Origin of the sequence: Providencia manganoxydans (assembly GCF_016618195.1) — a bacterium.
Classification (GTDB): Bacteria; Pseudomonadota; Gammaproteobacteria; order Enterobacterales; family Enterobacteriaceae; genus Providencia; species Providencia manganoxydans.
In genome coordinates this window covers 838,856-857,743 of sequence record NZ_CP067099.1, presented here as the reverse complement: position 1 = coordinate 857,743, position 18,888 = coordinate 838,856, and the positions used below count along the sequence as shown (strand labels likewise).

At 42.5% G+C, this 18,888-nt stretch carries 14 protein-coding genes; 4 read left to right on the top strand and 10 right to left on the bottom strand.

All coding sequences use genetic code 11. The features are described from left to right. Positions 1–489 precede the first annotated feature (489 nt). Positions 490–1,674, top strand: a complete 1,185-nt coding sequence (metC, locus tag JI723_RS03695; protein WP_070926862.1) for a cystathionine beta-lyase — start codon at positions 490–492, stop codon at positions 1,672–1,674. A gap of 183 nt (positions 1,675–1,857) precedes the next feature. Beyond that, on the top strand, positions 1,858–2,529 hold the full coding sequence (locus JI723_RS03690) for a DedA family protein (RefSeq protein ID WP_337979786.1): 672 nt from the start codon (positions 1,858–1,860) through the stop codon (positions 2,527–2,529). A gap of 198 nt (positions 2,530–2,727) precedes the next feature. Here the strand turns inward: JI723_RS03690 and JI723_RS03685 are convergent, their stop codons facing one another. Then, positions 2,728–3,753 (bottom strand): MerR family transcriptional regulator, encoded by a 1,026-nt coding sequence (locus JI723_RS03685; RefSeq protein ID WP_272580411.1) that lies wholly within the window; start codon positions 3,751–3,753, stop codon positions 2,728–2,730. A 312-nt stretch (positions 3,754–4,065) separates the two neighbouring features. Here JI723_RS03685 and JI723_RS03680 point away from each other — a divergent pair, with 312 nt between their 5' ends. Beyond that, positions 4,066–4,464 carry a hypothetical protein gene (locus tag JI723_RS03680; protein WP_272580412.1) on the top strand — a complete coding sequence of 133 codons (399 nt, stop codon included), beginning with the start codon at positions 4,066–4,068 and terminating at the stop codon, positions 4,462–4,464. Positions 4,465–4,653: 189 nt separating this feature from the next. On the opposite strand, the gene carB is transcribed toward JI723_RS03680, so the two are convergent. The 3 genes from carB to dapB form a co-directional block, all read right to left on the bottom strand. Continuing rightward, a complete protein-coding gene (gene carB / locus JI723_RS03675) occupies positions 4,654–7,875 on the bottom strand; it encodes a carbamoyl-phosphate synthase large subunit (RefSeq protein ID WP_140182779.1) in 3,222 nt (1,073 codons plus the stop codon). Between the two features lie 14 nt (positions 7,876–7,889). After that, entirely contained in the window at positions 7,890–9,053 is a 1,164-nt protein-coding gene (gene carA, locus JI723_RS03670) for a glutamine-hydrolyzing carbamoyl-phosphate synthase small subunit (RefSeq protein WP_070926871.1), read from the bottom strand. Positions 9,054–9,498: 445 nt separating this feature from the next. Beyond that, complete coding sequence (gene dapB, locus JI723_RS03665) at positions 9,499–10,320, bottom strand: 4-hydroxy-tetrahydrodipicolinate reductase (protein ID WP_283126356.1); 822 nt, start codon at positions 10,318–10,320, stop codon at positions 9,499–9,501. Positions 10,321–10,739: 419 nt separating this feature from the next. Here dapB and JI723_RS03660 point away from each other — a divergent pair, with 419 nt between their 5' ends. Continuing rightward, on the top strand, positions 10,740–11,759 hold the full coding sequence (locus JI723_RS03660; protein WP_319067010.1) for a TerC/Alx family metal homeostasis membrane protein: 1,020 nt from the start codon (positions 10,740–10,742) through the stop codon (positions 11,757–11,759). A gap of 44 nt (positions 11,760–11,803) precedes the next feature. Here JI723_RS03660 and JI723_RS03655 read toward each other — a convergent pair whose 3' ends face one another. The 6 genes from JI723_RS03655 to ribF form a co-directional block, all read right to left on the bottom strand. After that, positions 11,804–12,493: an HAD family hydrolase gene (locus tag JI723_RS03655; RefSeq protein ID WP_337979785.1), complete on the bottom strand. Its 690-nt coding sequence runs from the start codon at positions 12,491–12,493 to the stop codon at positions 11,804–11,806. Positions 12,494–12,536: 43 nt separating this feature from the next. After that, positions 12,537–13,490 carry a 4-hydroxy-3-methylbut-2-enyl diphosphate reductase gene (gene ispH / locus JI723_RS03650; protein WP_272580415.1) on the bottom strand — a complete coding sequence of 318 codons (954 nt, stop codon included), beginning with the start codon at positions 13,488–13,490 and terminating at the stop codon, positions 12,537–12,539. Next, positions 13,471–13,941 (bottom strand): FKBP-type peptidyl-prolyl cis-trans isomerase, encoded by a 471-nt coding sequence (gene fkpB, locus JI723_RS03645; protein WP_272580416.1) that lies wholly within the window; start codon positions 13,939–13,941, stop codon positions 13,471–13,473. Before fkpB ends, ispH begins: the two co-directional genes overlap by 20 nt. A gap of 159 nt (positions 13,942–14,100) precedes the next feature. Next, a complete protein-coding gene (gene lspA, locus JI723_RS03640) occupies positions 14,101–14,601 on the bottom strand; it encodes a signal peptidase II (RefSeq protein ID WP_070926883.1) in 501 nt (166 codons plus the stop codon). A 3-nt stretch (positions 14,602–14,604) separates the two neighbouring features. Next, on the bottom strand, positions 14,605–17,415 hold the full coding sequence (ileS, locus tag JI723_RS03635; protein WP_070926885.1) for an isoleucine--tRNA ligase: 2,811 nt from the start codon (positions 17,413–17,415) through the stop codon (positions 14,605–14,607). 28 nt (positions 17,416–17,443) lie between these two features. After that, positions 17,444–18,382, bottom strand: coding sequence for a bifunctional riboflavin kinase/FAD synthetase (ribF, locus tag JI723_RS03630; RefSeq protein WP_070926887.1), 939 nt, complete (start codon positions 18,380–18,382; stop codon positions 17,444–17,446). Positions 18,383–18,888: the final 506 nt, after the last annotated feature.

Sequence of the window (18,888 nt, the reverse complement as noted above, 5' to 3'; positions counted from 1 at the left end):
CAGTTGGCCTTATATTCTCTTTTTCTGTGTTCTATTAATATACTCGTTATACTTCAAGTTATCGTGTTGTTGACTATGCTCACTCGCACCAGCCACATACTTATCTATGCGCCTAGCAACTTGTTCACTTGTCACTAATACAACCTTGAATTATTTAGAGTAAAAATGTGTGCCGATGATATTGTATTTACAGTCACCGACTAACCTATAAAAGCGAAGTTCCCTCGCCTAATGTGTCATTTTTAAAAATGACGGTGCTGATAATATCAAACATGACGCGAATTGATAGTAATTATCATTACTATTCAGCATTTTTTTATTATTTTTTGCTCTAAAGCAAACAAGCCCATTGCAATCATGAGGTTATTTTAAGCTGACATGAAAAAAAATCAGATTGAAAGTTAAAGCATGTACTTCCTCAATCAAATCATTTAACTTCAATTAACGACTTTCCGGTTTCCCTACTTTAAGCAAGTGCAAGGACACAATATGGCAAAGATCCGCCCCGAAACACAACTTGTCCATCTTGGCAGAAATCCTAAATATACCCAAAAAGGTGTTAATCCAATTATTCAGCGCACCTCGTCAGTGATTTTTGACACTGTTGAAGAGAAGCGCCATGCTACACAAAATAGGGCAAATTCAGTCCTTTTTTATGGTCGCAGAGGAACCCAAACACACTTTGCCTTCCAAGAGGCCATGACTGAACTTGAATGTGGTGCAGGCACAGTATTATACCCTTCTGGCGCAGCTGCTATTACCAATTCAATATTATCTTTTGTTTCTTCTGGCGATCATATTTTAGTCACAGGCTCAGCTTACGATCCGACACAAAATTTTTGTGACAAAATCCTTACTAAGCTAAACATTAAAACCGACTATTTTGATCCGTTAATCGGCGCTGGTATTGCCGAACTATTGCGCACTAATACACGTATTGTTTTTTTAGAAGCGCCTAGTTCTATTACCATGGAAATACATGATCTTCCTGCGATTGTTCAAGCTATCCGCCAACAAGCACCTGAAACGATTATCATGATTGATAATACTTGGGCCGCAGGTGTATTACTGAAACCTTTGCTACTCGATATTGATATTTCAATCCAATCTGCCACCAAATATATCAATGGTCATTCAGATTCAATGTTAGGCATTGCGGTTGCCAATCAACGCTGTATTAAGACATTACGTGAAAATTCCTATTTACTTGGTCAAACCGCGGATCCCGATACGGTATATATGGCTGGACGTGGTTTGCACACATTAGCCACGCGCTTAAAACAGCATGAAAGTAGTGGCCTCACTGTTGCACAATGGTTAGAACAACGGCCTGAAGTTGAATCTGTTTACCACCCAGCTTTACCTTCTTGCCCGGGACACTCATTTTTTGTTCGCGATTTTAGCGGCAGCAATGGATTATTCTCTTTTCAACTAAAATCACGTCTCTCCCAGCAGCAATTTGAAGATTTTCTAAACCATTTTAGCCACTTCAAAATGGGCTATTCATGGGGTGGCTATGAATCATTAATTTTAGGCTACCAAAAAGAAGATCTATTAAGTATGCGTCAATACGATTTCCAACCTAATGACGGCACCTTTTTCCGTATCCATGTTGGCCTAGAGCATCCACAAGATCTGATTGATGATCTGGCATTGGCATTTGAACGCATTTAAGCATGTATTTTTTTCCAATACTTTCATAGTGTTTGCTAATATGAAAGTATTGGTATGACCTCTATTAAAATTTCAACTAATCCACACATTCAGTAAACAAATCAAACTTAGCGTCATTTTTTCCTGTAAGATAATAATGAATTCGCTTTTTTCGCAGCTTTTTTCGTAAATACAGGAACGATTATGGAAGTACTACGCGAAATCGTACTGGCACTTTGGCACCACGATTTTCTTAAACTCTCCAATCCAGAAGTACTTTGGGTTATTTATACAGTTCTCTTTGTGGTCATCGTCTTAGAAAATGGGGTGCTTCCCGCAGCCTTCTTACCCGGTGATACCCTATTGATCCTTTCAGGTGCATTAATTGCAAAAGGTGTATTGAGTTTTGTGCCAACGATTTTATTACTCACTACCGCAGCAAGCGTTGGTTGTTGGCTAGGCTTCCTTCAGGGAAGATGGCTAAGCGAAACAAAATTAATTAAGCGTTGGCTAGCGCAAATCCCTCATGAATACCATGAAAAAGCGAACCATATGTTTCATAAACAGGGGCTATATGCGCTGTTGATAGGCCGCTTTTTAGCCTTTGTGCGAACATTATTGCCTGTTCTTGCAGGACTCTCTGAACTGAGCCATCGCCGTTTTCAGTTATTCAATTGGTTAAGCGGGCTGTTGTGGGTCGGGATTATCGTCACACTGGGCTATGCGCTAAACCAAATTCCATTTATCAAACAGCATGAACAGGTCGTCATCAGTGTGCTGATGATTTTACCTGTATTGCTACTTATTGGTGGTTTAATAGGGTCGATTATGGTGTATTGGAAGCATCGTAAAGCTCTCAGTAATAAAACAGAATAAGCAAAAAGCCGTCTCTTAAAGGATGCACAGACTACCGCCAAACGTATTCTGTTTGGCGGTAGTTGTTTAGAGTGTTGAAATAAACGAGCAAAATCAATTCATTGATTTTCGGCTGATAACACGAAGCGGGAAAAACCACGCTTTTATCCCGCTTCGTCAACAACATCGAGCCGCCTCTTAAAGGCGGCAAATGATTTATTAGTGAGCAAAATAAACGGTCAGTGCAGCAAACAGATATTGCCCAATTTCAGGCGTCATCCATGTGCCACGAGAGATAACAGGATCCTCTTGGTAAATTTGACGAATTTTTTCCTGTAGTACGGGATCACCACCGGTAAATTGATTAAACATGGTTAACCACATTTGAGCCAATGATTGAACCTCTGCTGATTCAGGTGGAAGACCGGCTTTTAGTGCATTATAGAGACCGGCGATCAGCTCAGGCCAAACTCTACCTGATTCAAAATAGTGTTCTTGAACAAAAGCAAATTGCTGCTCCGTTAAGTGGGGTTTGAAAATATCTAGCTGATGTTCACTAAACCCTCTAGCAACATACTCAATCATTTCCTCAGTAATACCCGATGAAATAGCAAATTCATTGTCTGATAAATGGATCGTGTTTAGGCGAGCAAAAAAATCGGGGCTTCCGCCAGTATCACGTTCCAGCGCTATCATCCATTCCGTTGCGACTTTCTTTGCTTGCTCGGAGTCAGGTGCAATCCCTTCTTTTATTAAGGATTTGACTATACTAACTCGTTGCTGCCACTCTTCGCTCTTTAGGGTGTGAGCCGTATACAGTGGCATCTGCTCTAATTCTTTTGGTGTAAAGTACTTATCATACATGGACATCATCTCCAAAATGGAAAACCAATCAGTCTGAGTGAGAATGTCGCCAGCCTGCATCTGCCGCTGAAGCTGCTCCAATCGATATTGCAACTGTGCCATCTGCTTCATTTGTGCCGACAGAGCATCAATACGCTCTTGCAGCATTTGCGCCATATCACCACTTTGACCATCTAAGATCTCACCGATGTCTTTAAGTTTTACGCCCACTTGCCTTAACATTTGAATTTGAGTCAAACGCTCAAGACATTGTACGTTATACAAACGATAACCTGCATCGGTTCTTGCAGTCGGTACTAATAACCCTATTTCTTCATAATGATGAAGTGTACGAATAGTTAGCCCGGTTCTCTGGGCAATTTCACCCACTTGAAATAGCATCTTTATCCTCCTGTGATCGACTTGCAGGTTAATGCCTCACGTTACGTAAGAGTCAATACACTCGTTATCATTTAAAATATATTTCTTTTGTATAATTTTATCTTTTTCTTGTAGCAGAGCACTATGCCGCTGATTATACTCTCAATAATTCGAGATGCAGGTAGGCAACAAGCGAAGATAGTTGGGTAGCATAGGTCAGCTCGGTGAGCGTGGCGTAGTCACTGATGCCTCCACGAAAATCCCTGCAATTTGAAGTATGACGAATATATAATTCCGACGAATAATCCACACTTATAAATGATGGTGAAATAAATGAACATAAAAGCAATATCCATTGGATTGCTTTTACTTCCTGTAATAGGGCTGGCTGATAGCTTAGATATTGGTGAGCCTAGTACTCCCGGCTATGAAAAAGCAGAAGAAGCAAAATCCTGTATTGACCAATATGCTTTTGATATTGCGAGTAAAAATAACCAATCTGCCACGGAGATCGCCGAAGCTGCTCTGGGCTACTGTGATAATAAAATGGAATCATTTCGTCAATACAATCGCGAAATGAGTGTGGCCAATATCCCACAAGATGATATTCGTGAATTGTCTTTACGAGGCGCGGCGCTATTTGCAGCCGACCAGCAATTCCATGACTTAAAGGTTTCGTGGATAAAGGATATTGAAAATAAAATATCCAAACACCGCCAAGCAATACAATAAATTTTACTCGTCATACTTCAAGTTGCAGGGTTGTTGACTACACTCAGCTACCCGAATCACATAGTTTTCCTATGCTCATCGGCTATCTTCGCTTGTCGCCTACCTGCATTCTTGAATTATTTAGAGTAAATGTGCTCAAAAAAGCCCTGTTATTTTTCAATAACAGGGCTGACTGAACTGACGATTTAGTTATTTGATCAGTGCATGCATTTCCTGAACTGAAATCACTTTCTCAGTTGGATCAGCACTCAATGACATGGTTGTTGCAAAACCCCCATTCAATGTAGTGTCATAGTGCACTTTATACTGTAGGGCACTACGGCGGATCAATTTAGAGTCTTCAATAGCTTGACGGCCCGCAGTGGTATTAACGATATAATCGTACTCACCATTTTTGATCCTATCTTGAATATGTGGACGCCCTTCGTGAACTTTATTGACTAAACGTGGGTTGATCCCTGCTTCGCCCAGTACAATCGCGGTACCATGGGTCGCATCTAGCTCAAAACCATGTTTCAGTAGTTTAGCGGCTAAATCAACAACACGTGTCTTATCCCCTTCGCGCACCGATAATAAAGCACGCCCTGATTTTTTCATGGTCGAGCTGCTGCCTAACATCGCTTTAGCAAAAGCCTCTGCAAATGTACGGCCAACCCCCATAACTTCCCCCGTTGAACGCATTTCAGGCCCTAAAATGGGGTCAACGCCTTGGAATTTGTTAAACGGCAGTACCACTTCTTTCACAGAATAATAAGGAGGAATGATTTCTTTGGTGATGCCCTGCTCTGTCAATGATTGTCCAACCATCACGCGAGCAGCCACTTTCGCGAGTGGAACCCCTGTTGCTTTAGACACAAATGGCACCGTACGTGCGGCACGCGGGTTAACTTCAATCAAATACACTTCATTGTTTTTCACCGCAAACTGTACGTTCATCAAGCCACGAACACGTAATTCAAAAGCTAAACTGCGTACTTGCTCACGCATCACATCTTGGATTTCTTGGCTAAGTGTATAAGCAGGCAATGAACATGCAGAGTCACCTGAGTGAACACCCGCTTGTTCGATGTGCTCCATGATCCCGCCAATCAAGACCATTTCGCCATCACAGATAGCATCCACGTCAACTTCAACGGCATCATCAAGGAAGCGATCTAACAGAACTGGTGCATCATTTGACACACTCACCGCTGTTTGGAAATAACGGCGTAAATCCGTTTCGTCATAAACGATTTCCATTGCTCGTCCACCTAGAACATAAGAGGGACGAACCACCAGCGGATAACCAATCCCTGCTGCTTTTTCAACAGCCTGTTCGATGGTTGCCACGGTTGCATTTTGTGGCTGTTTTAGATTCAAGCGGTTGACTGCTTGTTGGAAGCGTTCACGATCTTCTGCACGGTCAATCGCATCAGGGCTAGTACCAATCACGGGTACACCAGCGGCTTCTAATGCACGCGCCAATTTCAATGGTGTTTGCCCGCCATACTGAACAATTACCCCTTTAGGCTGTTCAATACGCACAATTTCCAACACATCTTCTAACGTTACTGGCTCAAAGTAGAGGCGGTCTGAAGTATCATAATCGGTTGAAACCGTTTCAGGGTTACAGTTCACCATGATAGTTTCATAGCCATCTTCACGCAGCGCTAATGATGCATGAACACAACAGTAGTCAAATTCAATTCCTTGACCAATACGATTTGGGCCACCGCCTAACACCATCACCTTTGGCTTATCTGAATTAGGGTTTGATTCACACTCTTCTTCATATGTGGAGTACATATAAGCGGTATCAGTGGCGAATTCCGCGGCACAAGTATCCACGCGTTTATATACTGGGTGCAGGTCATAACCTTGACGTAGCTTCCGTAGCTCTGCTTCAGAGACCCCCACCAATTTTGCTAAGCGAGCGTCGGCAAAACCTTTACGCTTCAATGCACGTAAAAAGTCTTTAGTTAACCCATTAATTCCTTGCTCTGCCACTTGCTCTTCTAAGCGCACGAGCTCTTCAATTTGTACAAGGAACCAGCGGTCAATATTCGTCAGATTAAAGACACCATCTACAGAGAGACCAGCACGGAATGCATCAGCAACATACCAAATACGCTCAGCACCCGCATCTTTCAATTCACGACGGATCCGAGTCAACGCTTCGGGATCTTCTTGGCTCACTTTCGGATCAAACCCCGTCGCACCAACTTCAAGGCCACGTAAGGCTTTTTGCATCGACTCTTGGAATGTACGACCAATTGCCATCACTTCACCCACTGACTTCATTTGTGTTGTCAGGCGATCGTTAGTACCCGCAAATTTTTCGAAGTTAAAACGAGGGATTTTTGTCACTACATAGTCAATTGAAGGTTCGAACGATGCAGGTGTACGGCCACCCGTGATGTCATTCATTAACTCATCAAGGGTATAACCGACTGCCAATTTGGCAGCAATTTTAGCAATTGGAAAACCTGTTGCTTTAGAAGCTAAAGCAGAAGAACGTGATACACGAGGGTTCATCTCAATAACAATCAAACGACCGTTTTTCGGGTTAACTGAAAACTGAACGTTTGAGCCCCCCGTTTCAACACCGATTTCACGCAGTACTGCCATTGAGGCATCACGCATGATTTGGTACTCTTTGTCCGTCAGCGTCTGTGCCGGTGCAACGGTAATTGAGTCGCCTGTGTGGATCCCCATCGCATCGAAGTTTTCAATCGAACACACGATAATGCAGTTATCGTTTTTATCGCGTACCACTTCCATTTCATACTCTTTCCAACCGATCAGCGACTCATCAATGAGTAGCTCATTAGTTGGTGAGAGATCTAAGCCTCGCGTACAGATTTCTTCAAATTCTTCACGGTTATAAGCGATCCCGCCGCCCGTGCCACCCATTGTAAAGGAAGGGCGGATGATACAAGGGAAACCAACATCATCAGCAACCGCATAGGCTTCTTCCATATTGTGCGCGATACCTGAACGAGCGGTATCCAAACCAATTTTCTTCATTGCTTTATCAAAGCGCTGGCGATCTTCGGCTTTATCAATAGCATCAGCAGTTGCACCAATCATCGTCACACCAAACTCAGCTAACACACCTTGGCGCTCAAGTTCTAATGCACAGTTCAGCGCTGTTTGCCCACCCATTGTTGGCAATACTGCATCTGGACGCTCTTTTTCGATGATTTTACGTACCACTTCCCAATGGATAGGCTCAATATAAGTTGCATCGGCCATTTCTGGGTCAGTCATGATGGTTGCAGGATTGGAGTTAACTAAAATGACGCGATAGCCTTCTTCACGCAATGCTTTACACGCTTGCGCACCTGAATAGTCAAACTCACACGCTTGGCCGATAACAATCGGGCCAGCCCCTAGGATCAGAATACTTTTTATATCTGTACGTTTTGGCATTTTATTGCTCCCGATTATTTTGCGTTATGACTTGGTTGGTTCTGGCGATATTCATTAATCAATTCGATAAAATGGTCGAACAGTGGTGCCGCATCGTGAGGACCAGAGCTTGCTTCAGGGTGACCTTGGAAGCTAAATGCTGGTTTATCTGTGCGGTGAATACCTTGCAGAGTGCCATCAAACAATGATTTATGTGTCACACGTAATGTGTCGGGTAATGTTGATTCATCAACCGCAAAACCGTGGTTTTGAGCGGTGATCATCACAACGTTTTGATCTACATCTTTGACTGGGTGATTCGCACCGTGGTGCCCAAACTTCATTTTTACGGTACTCGCACCACTGGCTAGCGCTAATAATTGATGACCTAAACAGATACCAAAAACAGGGATCTCTGTGGTTAAGAATTGTTGAATTGCTTTGATTGCATAATCACAAGGAGCGGGATCGCCAGGGCCATTTGATAAGAAAATACCATCTGGATCCATCGCTAACACCGTTTCTGCGGATGTTGTCGCTGGCACCACCGTTAAACGACAGCCGCGGTCAACTAGCATACGTAGAATGTTACGTTTCGCGCCAAAATCGTAGGCCACAACATGTAGTGGTAGCTCATCTTCATTTTTTGCGCCCAGCTGACCCTCTTCTAGAGTCCAAGAACCTTGAGTCCAAGTATAAGCTTCTTTAGTGCAGACTTCTTTCGCCAAATCCAAGCCGTTCAGGCCAGAAAATGCGCGTGCTTTATCCAGCGCTAATGCTACGTCAGGGTTATCACCAGCAATAATGCAACCGTTCTGCGCTCCTTTCTCTCTTAACAAACGCGTCAGTTTACGTGTATCAATATCAGCTATTGCAACAACGTTATGGCGCTTAAGGTATTCTGATAGACCTTCCTGACCGCGAAAGTTACTGTAAACCAATGGTAGGTCACGAATTATCAAACCTTGTGCATGAACTTCTGGGGATTCTTCGTCATCGGCATTGGTGCCGACATTACCAATATGAGGATAAGTGAGAGTAACGATTTGGCGGGAATAGGAAGGGTCGGTAATTATTTCTTGATATCCGGTCATTGACGTATTGAAAACGACTTCTCCAACAGCGGCCCCTTCAGCACCAATGGCGCGCCCGTGGAATTCGGTTCCGTCTTCGAGAACCAGTATAGCTGACTTAATCAAAACACCCTCCAGGGAATAATAAATCACAATTAGTGCATATTAATTCAGATTTGAGGATCTAAATCAATGCCAAAATGCGTTTTTAAGCAATTTTTGGCAAATTGCGCGCATTCTAATGATGAGATGAGGTCTTGTCTAGAAAAAAACGCATTTTTTTCGTTTTTTTCTTACTTTTTTGGGTATCAGCCTAACTTTTATTGTATTGAGCACTAAAACAAGCAGCCATAAACACAAAGTAAACGGTTGCAAACCGAATTAGTTGCATAATTGATGATAAAGCATGTTTAGGGATAATAAAAGATGATTATTTAGACAAAAAGGATGCAGACACAGGTGATAACAATTAAAAATAACAATAAAAATATAAAATCAATAATAACAAAGCAAATCATGACAAATAAAACCAAAACACCATGATTTGCCTAGAATTTCAAAACTAAAACAATTAAATATTTTCCAAGTTAAGGACATCTTTCATATTATATAACCCAGACTTTTGCAGAATAACCCAACCTGAAGCCCTAATAGCCCCATTTGCGAATGTCATTCGACTAGAAGCCTTATGTGTTATTTCTACACGCTCACCGATATCAGCAAACATAGCCGTATGCTCACCAACAATGTCGCCTGCACGTACAGTCGCAAAACCAATTGAACCAGCTTCGCGCTCGCCTGTATATCCTTCACGTGAGTAAACAGCACAATCTTTTAGCTCTTTACCCAGTGCGCTAGCGATTGACTCACCCATCGCCAGTGCCGTACCGGATGGCGCATCCACTTTATGACGATGATGGGCTTCAATGATCTCAATATCGGTATAGTCACCCATTACTTTTGCCGCTTTTTCTAATAATTTAAGAACAACGTTAACACCGACACTGAAATTTGCCGCAAATACAATTGGAATAGATTTAGCGGCATCAGCAATCGCTTGTTTACCTTGTTCATCAAACCCTGTAGTACCAATCACCATTGCTTTGCTATTTGCGCGGCAGAAAGCCAAATACTGCAAGGTCGCTTCTGGGCGAGTAAAATCAATGACCACATCAAAGTCATTAGCAACTTTATCTAACGAATCAACAATCGAAATGCCTAATTTACCAATACCTGCTAATTCACCCGCATCAGTGCCAACCAGTGTAGAACCAACTCGCTCAATTGCCGCGCCTAGTTGAATACCCTCTTGCTGTTGTGCAGCCTGAATGAGTTGGCGTCCCATACGCCCACCAGCGCCAACAACGGCAACTCGGACTGTTGAATTCGTCATTTAATATCCTTTTAGTCATCTTGTAGTGGATTTATACGCTCACAAACCTGAGAGCCACTGCATAATTTAAAAACTCATTACTCTATTCTAAATACTTCGAGATACGGGTAAACAACAAGCTAAGATAGGCGGGGAATATAGATGAACTATGTGACTCGGCGAACGTAGCGTAGTCCCCCCTGCATCTTGAAGTATGACAAGTATATATAGATTAACCAGCCCATCAAAACCACGCTAGCTATAATCACCAATTATTAACAAAAGCGTACAACGCGCTAGAATTATCAGAAAAAGTTGTTAAACCGTTTGCAATAAAGTATGACGAGTCTAAAAAATGGCTGTGAATCACATGCTAACAGGTCTAGACTTATGTTTTATCGTCACAATTGTTCGATTTAAGCAAGGTAGCTCTCTATCATATGGCTAACACTCACATTGGCTTTCCAACAGAAACCGTTATCGTTTTCATCGCATTAGCTATCGGCGCTATTGCCATCGATTTATTCATGCACCGCTCAGATAAAGCAATCACCCTTAAAAATGCCATTTTTTGGTCGCTGTTCTGGGTAGTTATTGCAATGATTTTTGCTGTATTTCTCTATTTACATCATGGCTCTGAGGTAGCAAGCTTGTTTATCACAGGTTATGTCCTTGAAAAGGTACTCTCCGTTGATAATTTGTTCCTAATGATGGCTATTTTTTCTTGGTTCTCAGTCCCTAATCATTATCGACATCGTATTTTGTATTGGGGAGTTATTGGCGCCATCGTCTTCCGAGGCATTTTCGTTGCTATCGGCACGGGACTACTTAGCCTAGGGCCATATGTTGAACTGATTTTTGCATTCGTTGTGGCGTGGTCAGCAGTTATGATGCTAAAACAGCGTGATGATGATGAGATAGAAGATTATTCACAGCATCTTGCATATCGGTTAGTTAAGCGTTTTTTTCCTATTTGGCCTAAGATCAGCGGCAATGCTTTTTTATTAACCCAAAAAGAAGTTGATCTCGAACTCAGTAAACCTGAAAACCAAAATATCAAAGTAGGAAGAGTGACCAAAGCAGCCTACTATGCAACACCACTAATGCTATGTGTCGCAATTATTGAATTATCGGATGTTATGTTTGCTTTCGATTCGGTGCCTGCAATTATTGCCGTCAGCCGCGAACCACTGATTGTTTATAGCGCGATGATGTTTGCCATACTGGGTTTACGTACTTTGTACTTTGTCCTTGAGGCATTAAAACAATATTTAGTCTATCTGGAAAAAGCTGTAATTGTGTTGCTATTTTTCGTGGCAGGGAAATTAGCGCTGAATGCCACCGATCACCTCTGGCACCACGGTTACACTATTTCAACGAATATCAGTTTATGGGTGATCCTTGCGGTATTAGCCATAGGTGTGCTGGCAAGTGTGATTTTTCCAAAAAAGAATAACTAACGACACTCACCTCTTGATAATCACGTTATCAAGAGGTTTTACCATTACTGATCTTTCGCGATCACATCGCGATATTTATAACGGTAGTGCTTTTTATGAAAGTGACGCCAATGCGCATCTTGTGCCGCTTGCAATAATTCAAAATCACCTCGGGTATCACCCCATGCCCTCAAATGATATTGGCTTAAATCACCATATACTTGCTCTAAACGCTTCACTTTTTGCTCACGACGACAGTTTTGTCCAACCAAATTACCTGTTAATTTGCCATCAATGATTTCCAGTTCAGTGCTAATCAATTTAATACCTAGTCGTTCTGCAAAAGGCTTAAGTACAAGGGAAGGGGAAGCAGAACAAATAGTCACTTCAGCACCACTTTCGACCTCAGCGGCCACCCCTAATACCCCTTCTGGGCGCATTAATTTAGGCCAATAAGTTTGACAGAACTGTTCGGCTTTTTCTCTCAGCCACTTTTCATCAACCCCCGTTAAGAAGGTTCTAATTAAGACTTCTTTCAGTTCATCTCTGGTCAATTTACGTCTAGCGCATTGTAAGCTAGGCAAAACTAATTTAATAATTTTGCGTGAAAAGCGGTACTTCCCAAACGTAAACTTCAAAAAGGGAATAAAACTGTCGTGATAAGTCAATGTGCCATCAAAATCAAATACAGAGAGCACATTAGATGAATTGGCAATATTGTCCGGTACCAATGAAGACTCCAAAAAATAATACATCCCCCTAATTATTTAAATTAACTAGCGGGATGATTAATGCTAATTAACTAATTTCTTTAACTTCAACACGCAACTCTTTAGGCACTTCAAACACGATATTTTCTTCGCGACCTTGAAGTTCAACGACATCATTCGCGCCAAGTTCTTGCAGCCTATCAATGACTTGACGGACTAAAATATCAGGCGCAGAGGCTCCGGCCGTCAGTCCAATAATATTTTTATCAGCTAGCCACTCAATTTTAATATCTTCCGCACCATCAATTAAATAGGCTGGCTTTTTCATCCGAGAAGCTAACTCAGCTAAACGGTTGGAGTTTGATGAGTTTTTCGAACCAACCACCAGCACTATATCAGCACGTTCTGCAAGTTCACGTGCGGCTTCCTGCCTATTGGTCGTCGCATAGCAAATATCATCTTTACGGGGACCAACAATACTAGGGAAACGCTGAGTTAATGCATCAATGACATCAGATGTATCATCAACCGAAAGCGTTGTTTGCGTCATAAAACAGAGGTTGTCTTCGTCTTTAACCTGTAATTTCCAAACATCTTCAGGACTTTCAACGAGGTACATTCCACCTTCAGGGTTGCTGTATTGCCCCATTGTTCCTTCAACTTCAGGGTGTCCTGCGTGGCCAATAAGGATAGCTTCTTTGCCTTTTCGGCTTGCACGAGCAACTTCCATATGTACCTTGGTCACTAAAGGGCATGTGGCATCAAACAACATGGTTAAATCGCGAGAGCGCGCTTCTTGGCGTATCGCTTGAGAAACACCATGTGCAGAGAAAATTAAGATAGAACCATCAGGTACTTCAGAGATCTCTTCAATAAAAATAGCACCACGCTGACGCAGGTCATCAACGACATAACGATTATGAACCACCTCATGACGGACATAAATCGGGGCGCCATAAAGCTCCAACGCTCTTTCAACAATGCTGATTGCGCGGTCTACCCCTGCACAAAAGCCACGAGGGTTAGCCATTAATATTTGCATTTTGACTCTCCAATTGCGGGTCAATCTCAAGCACTTCAATATCAAAACTGATTTGTTGCTCTGCGAGTGGGTGGTTAAAATCAATAGTGATCGATTCACCCTCTATTGATTTTACTACCCCTGGCATCTCACTGCCATTCATTGCAGTAAAAAGCATGATCGTGCCAATCTCAGGTATCCCTGTTTCAGTGAAATCACGCAAGGAAAAGTATTGGACCAAATCAGGGTTATGTTTTCCAAATATGACATCACCCGGTAAAGAAAAACTTTTCTTTTCCCCAATACTCAGCCCTAAAAGTTGCTGCTCCAATTCAGATGACAACGAGCCATTACCTAAACTAAACAGCGCCGGTTTCCCTTGGCTATATGAAGAATCCGCCGTTGAACCGTCTTCTAATTTCATTGTGAAATGCAGCAATACCGCGCTATGCGGCTGTACCTGAGTCGACATAAACCGAACCTATTTTCTATCATATAAATTAGCCCGGAAGAACCGGGCTAGGTGCTGTTGGCCTTTGATGGCCAATTTTCATTCGGATTAAAAGCATTTAGACAAAGTCAGAGCCCCGCCGTCTAGCTGCACCTCGAATGATTCAATATATTTTACCTGTTAATCCTCTTTCTTTTTGCTTTTATCTGGCAAAAAGCCTTCGAGGATCACCAATGCCGCACCTAAGCAGATAGCGATATCTGCAAGGTTAAATGTTGGGTAGTGCCAATTACCAATATAAAAATCAATATAATCGACAACAAAACCATGCATTAAGCGGTCACTCAGATTACCAATTGCTCCACTGATGATCAGAGCGTACGCGATATTGCTTAACCGTTTTTGTGCGCTCTGACGATACATCATTACAATGAGAATGATAGATATCGCAATTGCCACACCAGCAAAGAACCAGCGTTGCCAGCCGCCCTCATCCGCTAAGAAACTAAATGCAGCGCCAAAGTTTTGCGCATACATAAGATTGAGGTAAGGCATAATTGGATGTGGTTCATACAAGTTCATCTCTTTCAAGACAAGCTGCTTAATCCCTAAATCCAATGCAATCAGCACGACTGTTAACCACAGCCAGCGCAATCCAGTAGAACAAATTGGTCTCTTCATTTATTATGCAAACTTACGTAGTTCACCGTTACCGGCTACGTTAGTGACACAGCGACCACACAATTCAGGGTGATCAGCAACGGAGCCTACATCATTAGCATAGTGCCAGCAACGAGGGCATTTCTCACCAGATGCTTTGCTAAAGCCAATTTTCAGGCCACTCAGCTCTGATTGCTGTGCATCCGCTGGCGCAGAAGCGATATCTGCAACAGTCACTTGGGAAGTTAGCAACACAAAACGCAGTTCATCCGCTAAGCAATTCAGTTTCGCGGCCAAGTCTTTATCTGCATACAACACCACAGCAGCCTCTAATGAACCACCAATATGTTTATCTGCGCGTGCTTGTTCAAGCACCTTGTTCACTTCGCCACGAACAGCCAATAACTCCGCCCAGAACTCATCGTTCATTTCTTCCGAAGCATCTAAGCCAAACAGTGCATCGTACCATTCTTCTGTTAATACGTATTTAGCACGCTCTCCTGGCATTTCATTCCAGACTTCATCAGCAGTGAAGGAAAGTACAGGCGCAATCCAACGCACTAACGCTTCAACAATGTGGAACAGTGCTGTTTGGCAACTACGACGCGCAAGGCTATCGCTCTTCGCGGTATATTGACGATCTTTAATGATGTCTAGATAGAAAGAGCCCATTTCGATTGAGCAGAAATGCATTAAGCGCTGAATAACTGATAAGAAATCATATTCGTCGTATGCTTTTGCGATTTCCTTCTGTGCTGCTAGTGCACGGCCTACCGCCCAGCGATCTAACACCACCATATCTTCAGGCTTCACCATATCAGTCGCTGGATTGAAACCGTTTAAGTTAGCTAAGAAGAAACGAGCTGTATTACGAATACGGCGATAAGAATCAGCTGCACGTTTCAAAATTTCATCTGAAACCGCAATTTCACCAGTATAATCAGTTGATGCCACCCATAAGCGTAAGATATCAGCACCAAGTTTGTTCATCACATCCTGTGGGCTAACAGTGTTACCTAACGATTTAGACATCTTGCGACCTTGACCATCCACAGTAAAGCCGTGTGTCAATACTTGACGGTATGGCGCTTTGCCTTTCATTGCTGTCGATAGCATGAGTGAAGACATAAACCAACCACGATGTTGGTCTGAACCTTCAAGGTACATATCTGCTGAATTACCATGGTATTCAGGACGTGCATCCACAACAGCAAAGTGTGTTGACCCTGAATCAAACCAAACGTCTAAAGTATCCGGTACTTTACGATAAATTTCAGCTTCTTCGCCAAGTAATTCAGCAGGATCCAGATCCCACCATGCTTGGATGCCATCAACTTCGACACGTTTCGCCACTTCTTCCATCAATTCTAATGTACGAGGATGCAGCTCTTCAGTGTCTTTATGTACGAACAACGACATTGGAGTACCCCAAGTACGTTGACGAGAGATACACCAGTCAGGGCGATTTTCGACCATTGATTCGATACGTGCACGCCCCCAACCTGGGATCCACTGAACAATATCAATTTCTTTCAGTGACTGCTCACGTAAGCCATTTTTGTCCATGCCAATAAACCATTGTGGTGTCGCACGGAAAATAACTGGTGTTTTATGGCGCCAACAACATGGGTAACTATGAGAAATGGCTTGTTTGTACAGCAGAGCCCCTTTTTCTTTCAGAAGCTCAACAATCAGGTCATTAGCTTTAAAAATAAATACACCATCAAGTGTTGGATAGGTATTTGTTAAGAAACAACCATCTGGCCCAACTGGGTTTGCTGTTTCTAGACCATATTTCTGACCAACCACATAGTCCTCTGGACCATGGCCCGGTGCCGTATGGACTGCACCTGTACCTGCATCTAACGTGACATGGTCGCCTAAGATTGCCGGAACATCGAAGCCCATAAATGGATGTTGGAAACGCAATAATTCAAGTGCACTACCATCACACTCACCAAGCACTTTCCATGACTCTACACCTGCGGTTGTCATGACATCTTTAACTAAATCAGCCGCAAGAATAGTCACGTCGCCGTCAGCCTCAACCAACTGATATTTAAACTCAGGGTTCAAAGAAATCGCGCGGTTAGCAGGCAGTGTCCAAGGTGTGGTTGTCCAAATAACCAAAGAAGGTGTTTTATCACCTGTCGTTGCAAATTTCTCGTAGACCGCTTGGCTATCTACTGCTGGGAAGCGCACATAAATAGAAGGTGATGTTTTGTCATAATATTCAACTTCCGCTTCGGCTAATGAAGAGCCGCAAGCTGTACACCAGTGAACCGGTTTCGCCCCTTTCACTAAATGACCATTAGCGATAGTTTTTGCCAATGCTCTGATAATGTGAGCTTCGGTTTTAAAATCCATCGTCAAATAAGGCTTATCCCACTCGCCTAATACCCCAAGACGCATAAAGTCAGCTTTTTGCCCTTCAATTTGCTCTTTAGCGTATTGACGGCATTGTGCACGAAATTCAGCGGCGGATACTTTTTCGCCCGGTTTACCAACGATTTGTTCAACTTTATGTTCAATCGGTAGACCATGGCAATCCCAACCAGGGATGTATGGGGAATCATAGCCCGCCAACCCTTTGGATTTAATAATAATGTCTTTGAGAATTTTGTTAACTGAGTGACCAATATGAATACTGCCGTTAGCGTACGGAGGTCCATCGTGCAGAATAAATGTTTTCTTGCCCGATTTTGCTTTACGGATTGCTTGATACAAACCTTCTTTGTACCAGCGCTCTAACATCTGTGGTTCGCGTTTTGCGAGATCACCACGCATTGGAAACCCTGTTTCTGGTAGATTCAGGGTATTTTTATAGTCACTCATCGATTCTCAGTTCCATTTTTCCGCTAAATTATCTGACACCTGTTGCAGCTAAGTAATCCCTAGCTGTAATCACATCTTTAGCTATTTGCTCCTTCAGGGCATCTAATGAAGCAAATCGCTGTTCATCACGTATTTTTTTACGTAATACGACATCAATATGACGTCCATATAAATCCATAGTAGTATCAATTAGATGGACTTCTAATTGTTGCCCTTTTCCAGAAACCGTTGGCCTCGTACCAATATTGGCCACACCGGGCAAGGGTTTATCTCCTAAACCATGTACTTCTACAGCATACACACCCATAACAGGGGTGACCAATCGTTTTAATGGCAGGTTTGCAGTCGGAAAACCAATGGTACGACCAAGTTGGTTACCATGAACCACACGCCCACTAATACGATATGGATGACCTAATAATGTTTCTGCTAATACTAGATCATTATCTTGTATTGCTTTGCGGATCGCTGTACTGCTAATACGCAATCCTGAATCACAAAAACTTTCTGTATCCGCGACTTCGAAGCCGTACTGACTTCCTGCTTGCTGAAGGAACGCAAAGTCCCCCATGCGATTTTTGCCAAAACGGAAATCATCGCCAATAGCGAGATATTTCACACCCAATTTTTCAACCAGTAAATCAGCCACAAACTCAGACGGCGTCAGTGAGGCAAAATGTTGGTTAAACTCAACACAAAGAAGGTAATCAATACCACTGTCTGCTAAGTATTTCACTTTGTCCCGCAAGCGAGTCAAACGAGCTGGCGCTTTATCACCAATAAAAAACTCAAGTGGCTGAGGCTCAAAAATCATCACGACAGTGGGTAATCCCAACTGCTCACCCTTCAGTTTTAAATTTTGAAGTAAAACCTGATGTCCACGGTGGACACCGTCAAAATTACCAATAGTCAGTACGCAACCATGATGGTACGCCCGGATATTCTGTATACCGCGAATTAGCTCCATAACAGGCTCAATACCGAGGAAATAGCTGGATTATACCTTGTACGACGCTTAAGGTTAACCCAAGTTCGTAAAAGGTTTCATTTAATCACCATTTTTTGATCATCACACCCATTATAGAGTCAATTTCTTACGACTCTACACCTAGAGGATGGTTGCAAATTACCCACCGCAAATAAAAAGATCAAAATATAGGGATAACCAATGGATTATCAATACAACAAATTTGCGCTGAGGTCTCGAAAAATCGTAAAATTTTCTGACTTTCACAGCTACAAGTGCAACTCATTGTAATCAATGACCAATAATCAAACAACTATTGTTCGATATTCATACTCACCCCCCTATTCACTATCTTAAAAATTTTCTCGACTAAAAAATTTTTTATTATCTAGCATCAATTACGCTTTTTTTCGTGCGAAGATCTGTATTCCTCTAGCATTTGCTGATAGAATCTTGCACCATTCACAAACGCACTTACGTCGAAGTACACGACGTTTATTTGCACA

Coding starts and splice junctions, on each gene's coding strand:
- metC (WP_070926862.1), top strand. CDS start 490: ATGGCAAAGATCCGCCCCGAAACACAACTTGTCCATCTTGGCAGAAAT.
- JI723_RS03690 (WP_337979786.1), top strand. CDS start 1,858: ATGGAAGTACTACGCGAAATCGTACTGGCACTTTGGCACCACGATTTT.
- JI723_RS03685 (WP_272580411.1), bottom strand. CDS start 3,753: ATGCTATTTCAAGTGGGTGAAATTGCCCAGAGAACCGGGCTAACTATT.
- JI723_RS03680 (WP_272580412.1), top strand. CDS start 4,066: ATGAACATAAAAGCAATATCCATTGGATTGCTTTTACTTCCTGTAATA.
- carB (WP_140182779.1), bottom strand. CDS start 7,875: ATGCCAAAACGTACAGATATAAAAAGTATTCTGATCCTAGGGGCTGGC.
- dapB (WP_283126356.1), bottom strand. CDS start 10,320: ATGACGAATTCAACAGTCCGAGTTGCCGTTGTTGGCGCTGGTGGGCGT.
- JI723_RS03660 (WP_319067010.1), top strand. CDS start 10,740: ATGGCTAACACTCACATTGGCTTTCCAACAGAAACCGTTATCGTTTTC.
- JI723_RS03655 (WP_337979785.1), bottom strand. CDS start 12,493: ATGTATTATTTTTTGGAGTCTTCATTGGTACCGGACAATATTGCCAAT.
- ispH (WP_272580415.1), bottom strand. CDS start 13,490: ATGCAAATATTAATGGCTAACCCTCGTGGCTTTTGTGCAGGGGTAGAC.
- fkpB (WP_272580416.1), bottom strand. CDS start 13,941: ATGTCGACTCAGGTACAGCCGCATAGCGCGGTATTGCTGCATTTCACA.
- lspA (WP_070926883.1), bottom strand. CDS start 14,601: ATGAAGAGACCAATTTGTTCTACTGGATTGCGCTGGCTGTGGTTAACA.
- ileS (WP_070926885.1), bottom strand. CDS start 17,415: ATGAGTGACTATAAAAATACCCTGAATCTACCAGAAACAGGGTTTCCA.
- ribF (WP_070926887.1), bottom strand. CDS start 18,382: ATGGAGCTAATTCGCGGTATACAGAATATCCGGGCGTACCATCATGGT.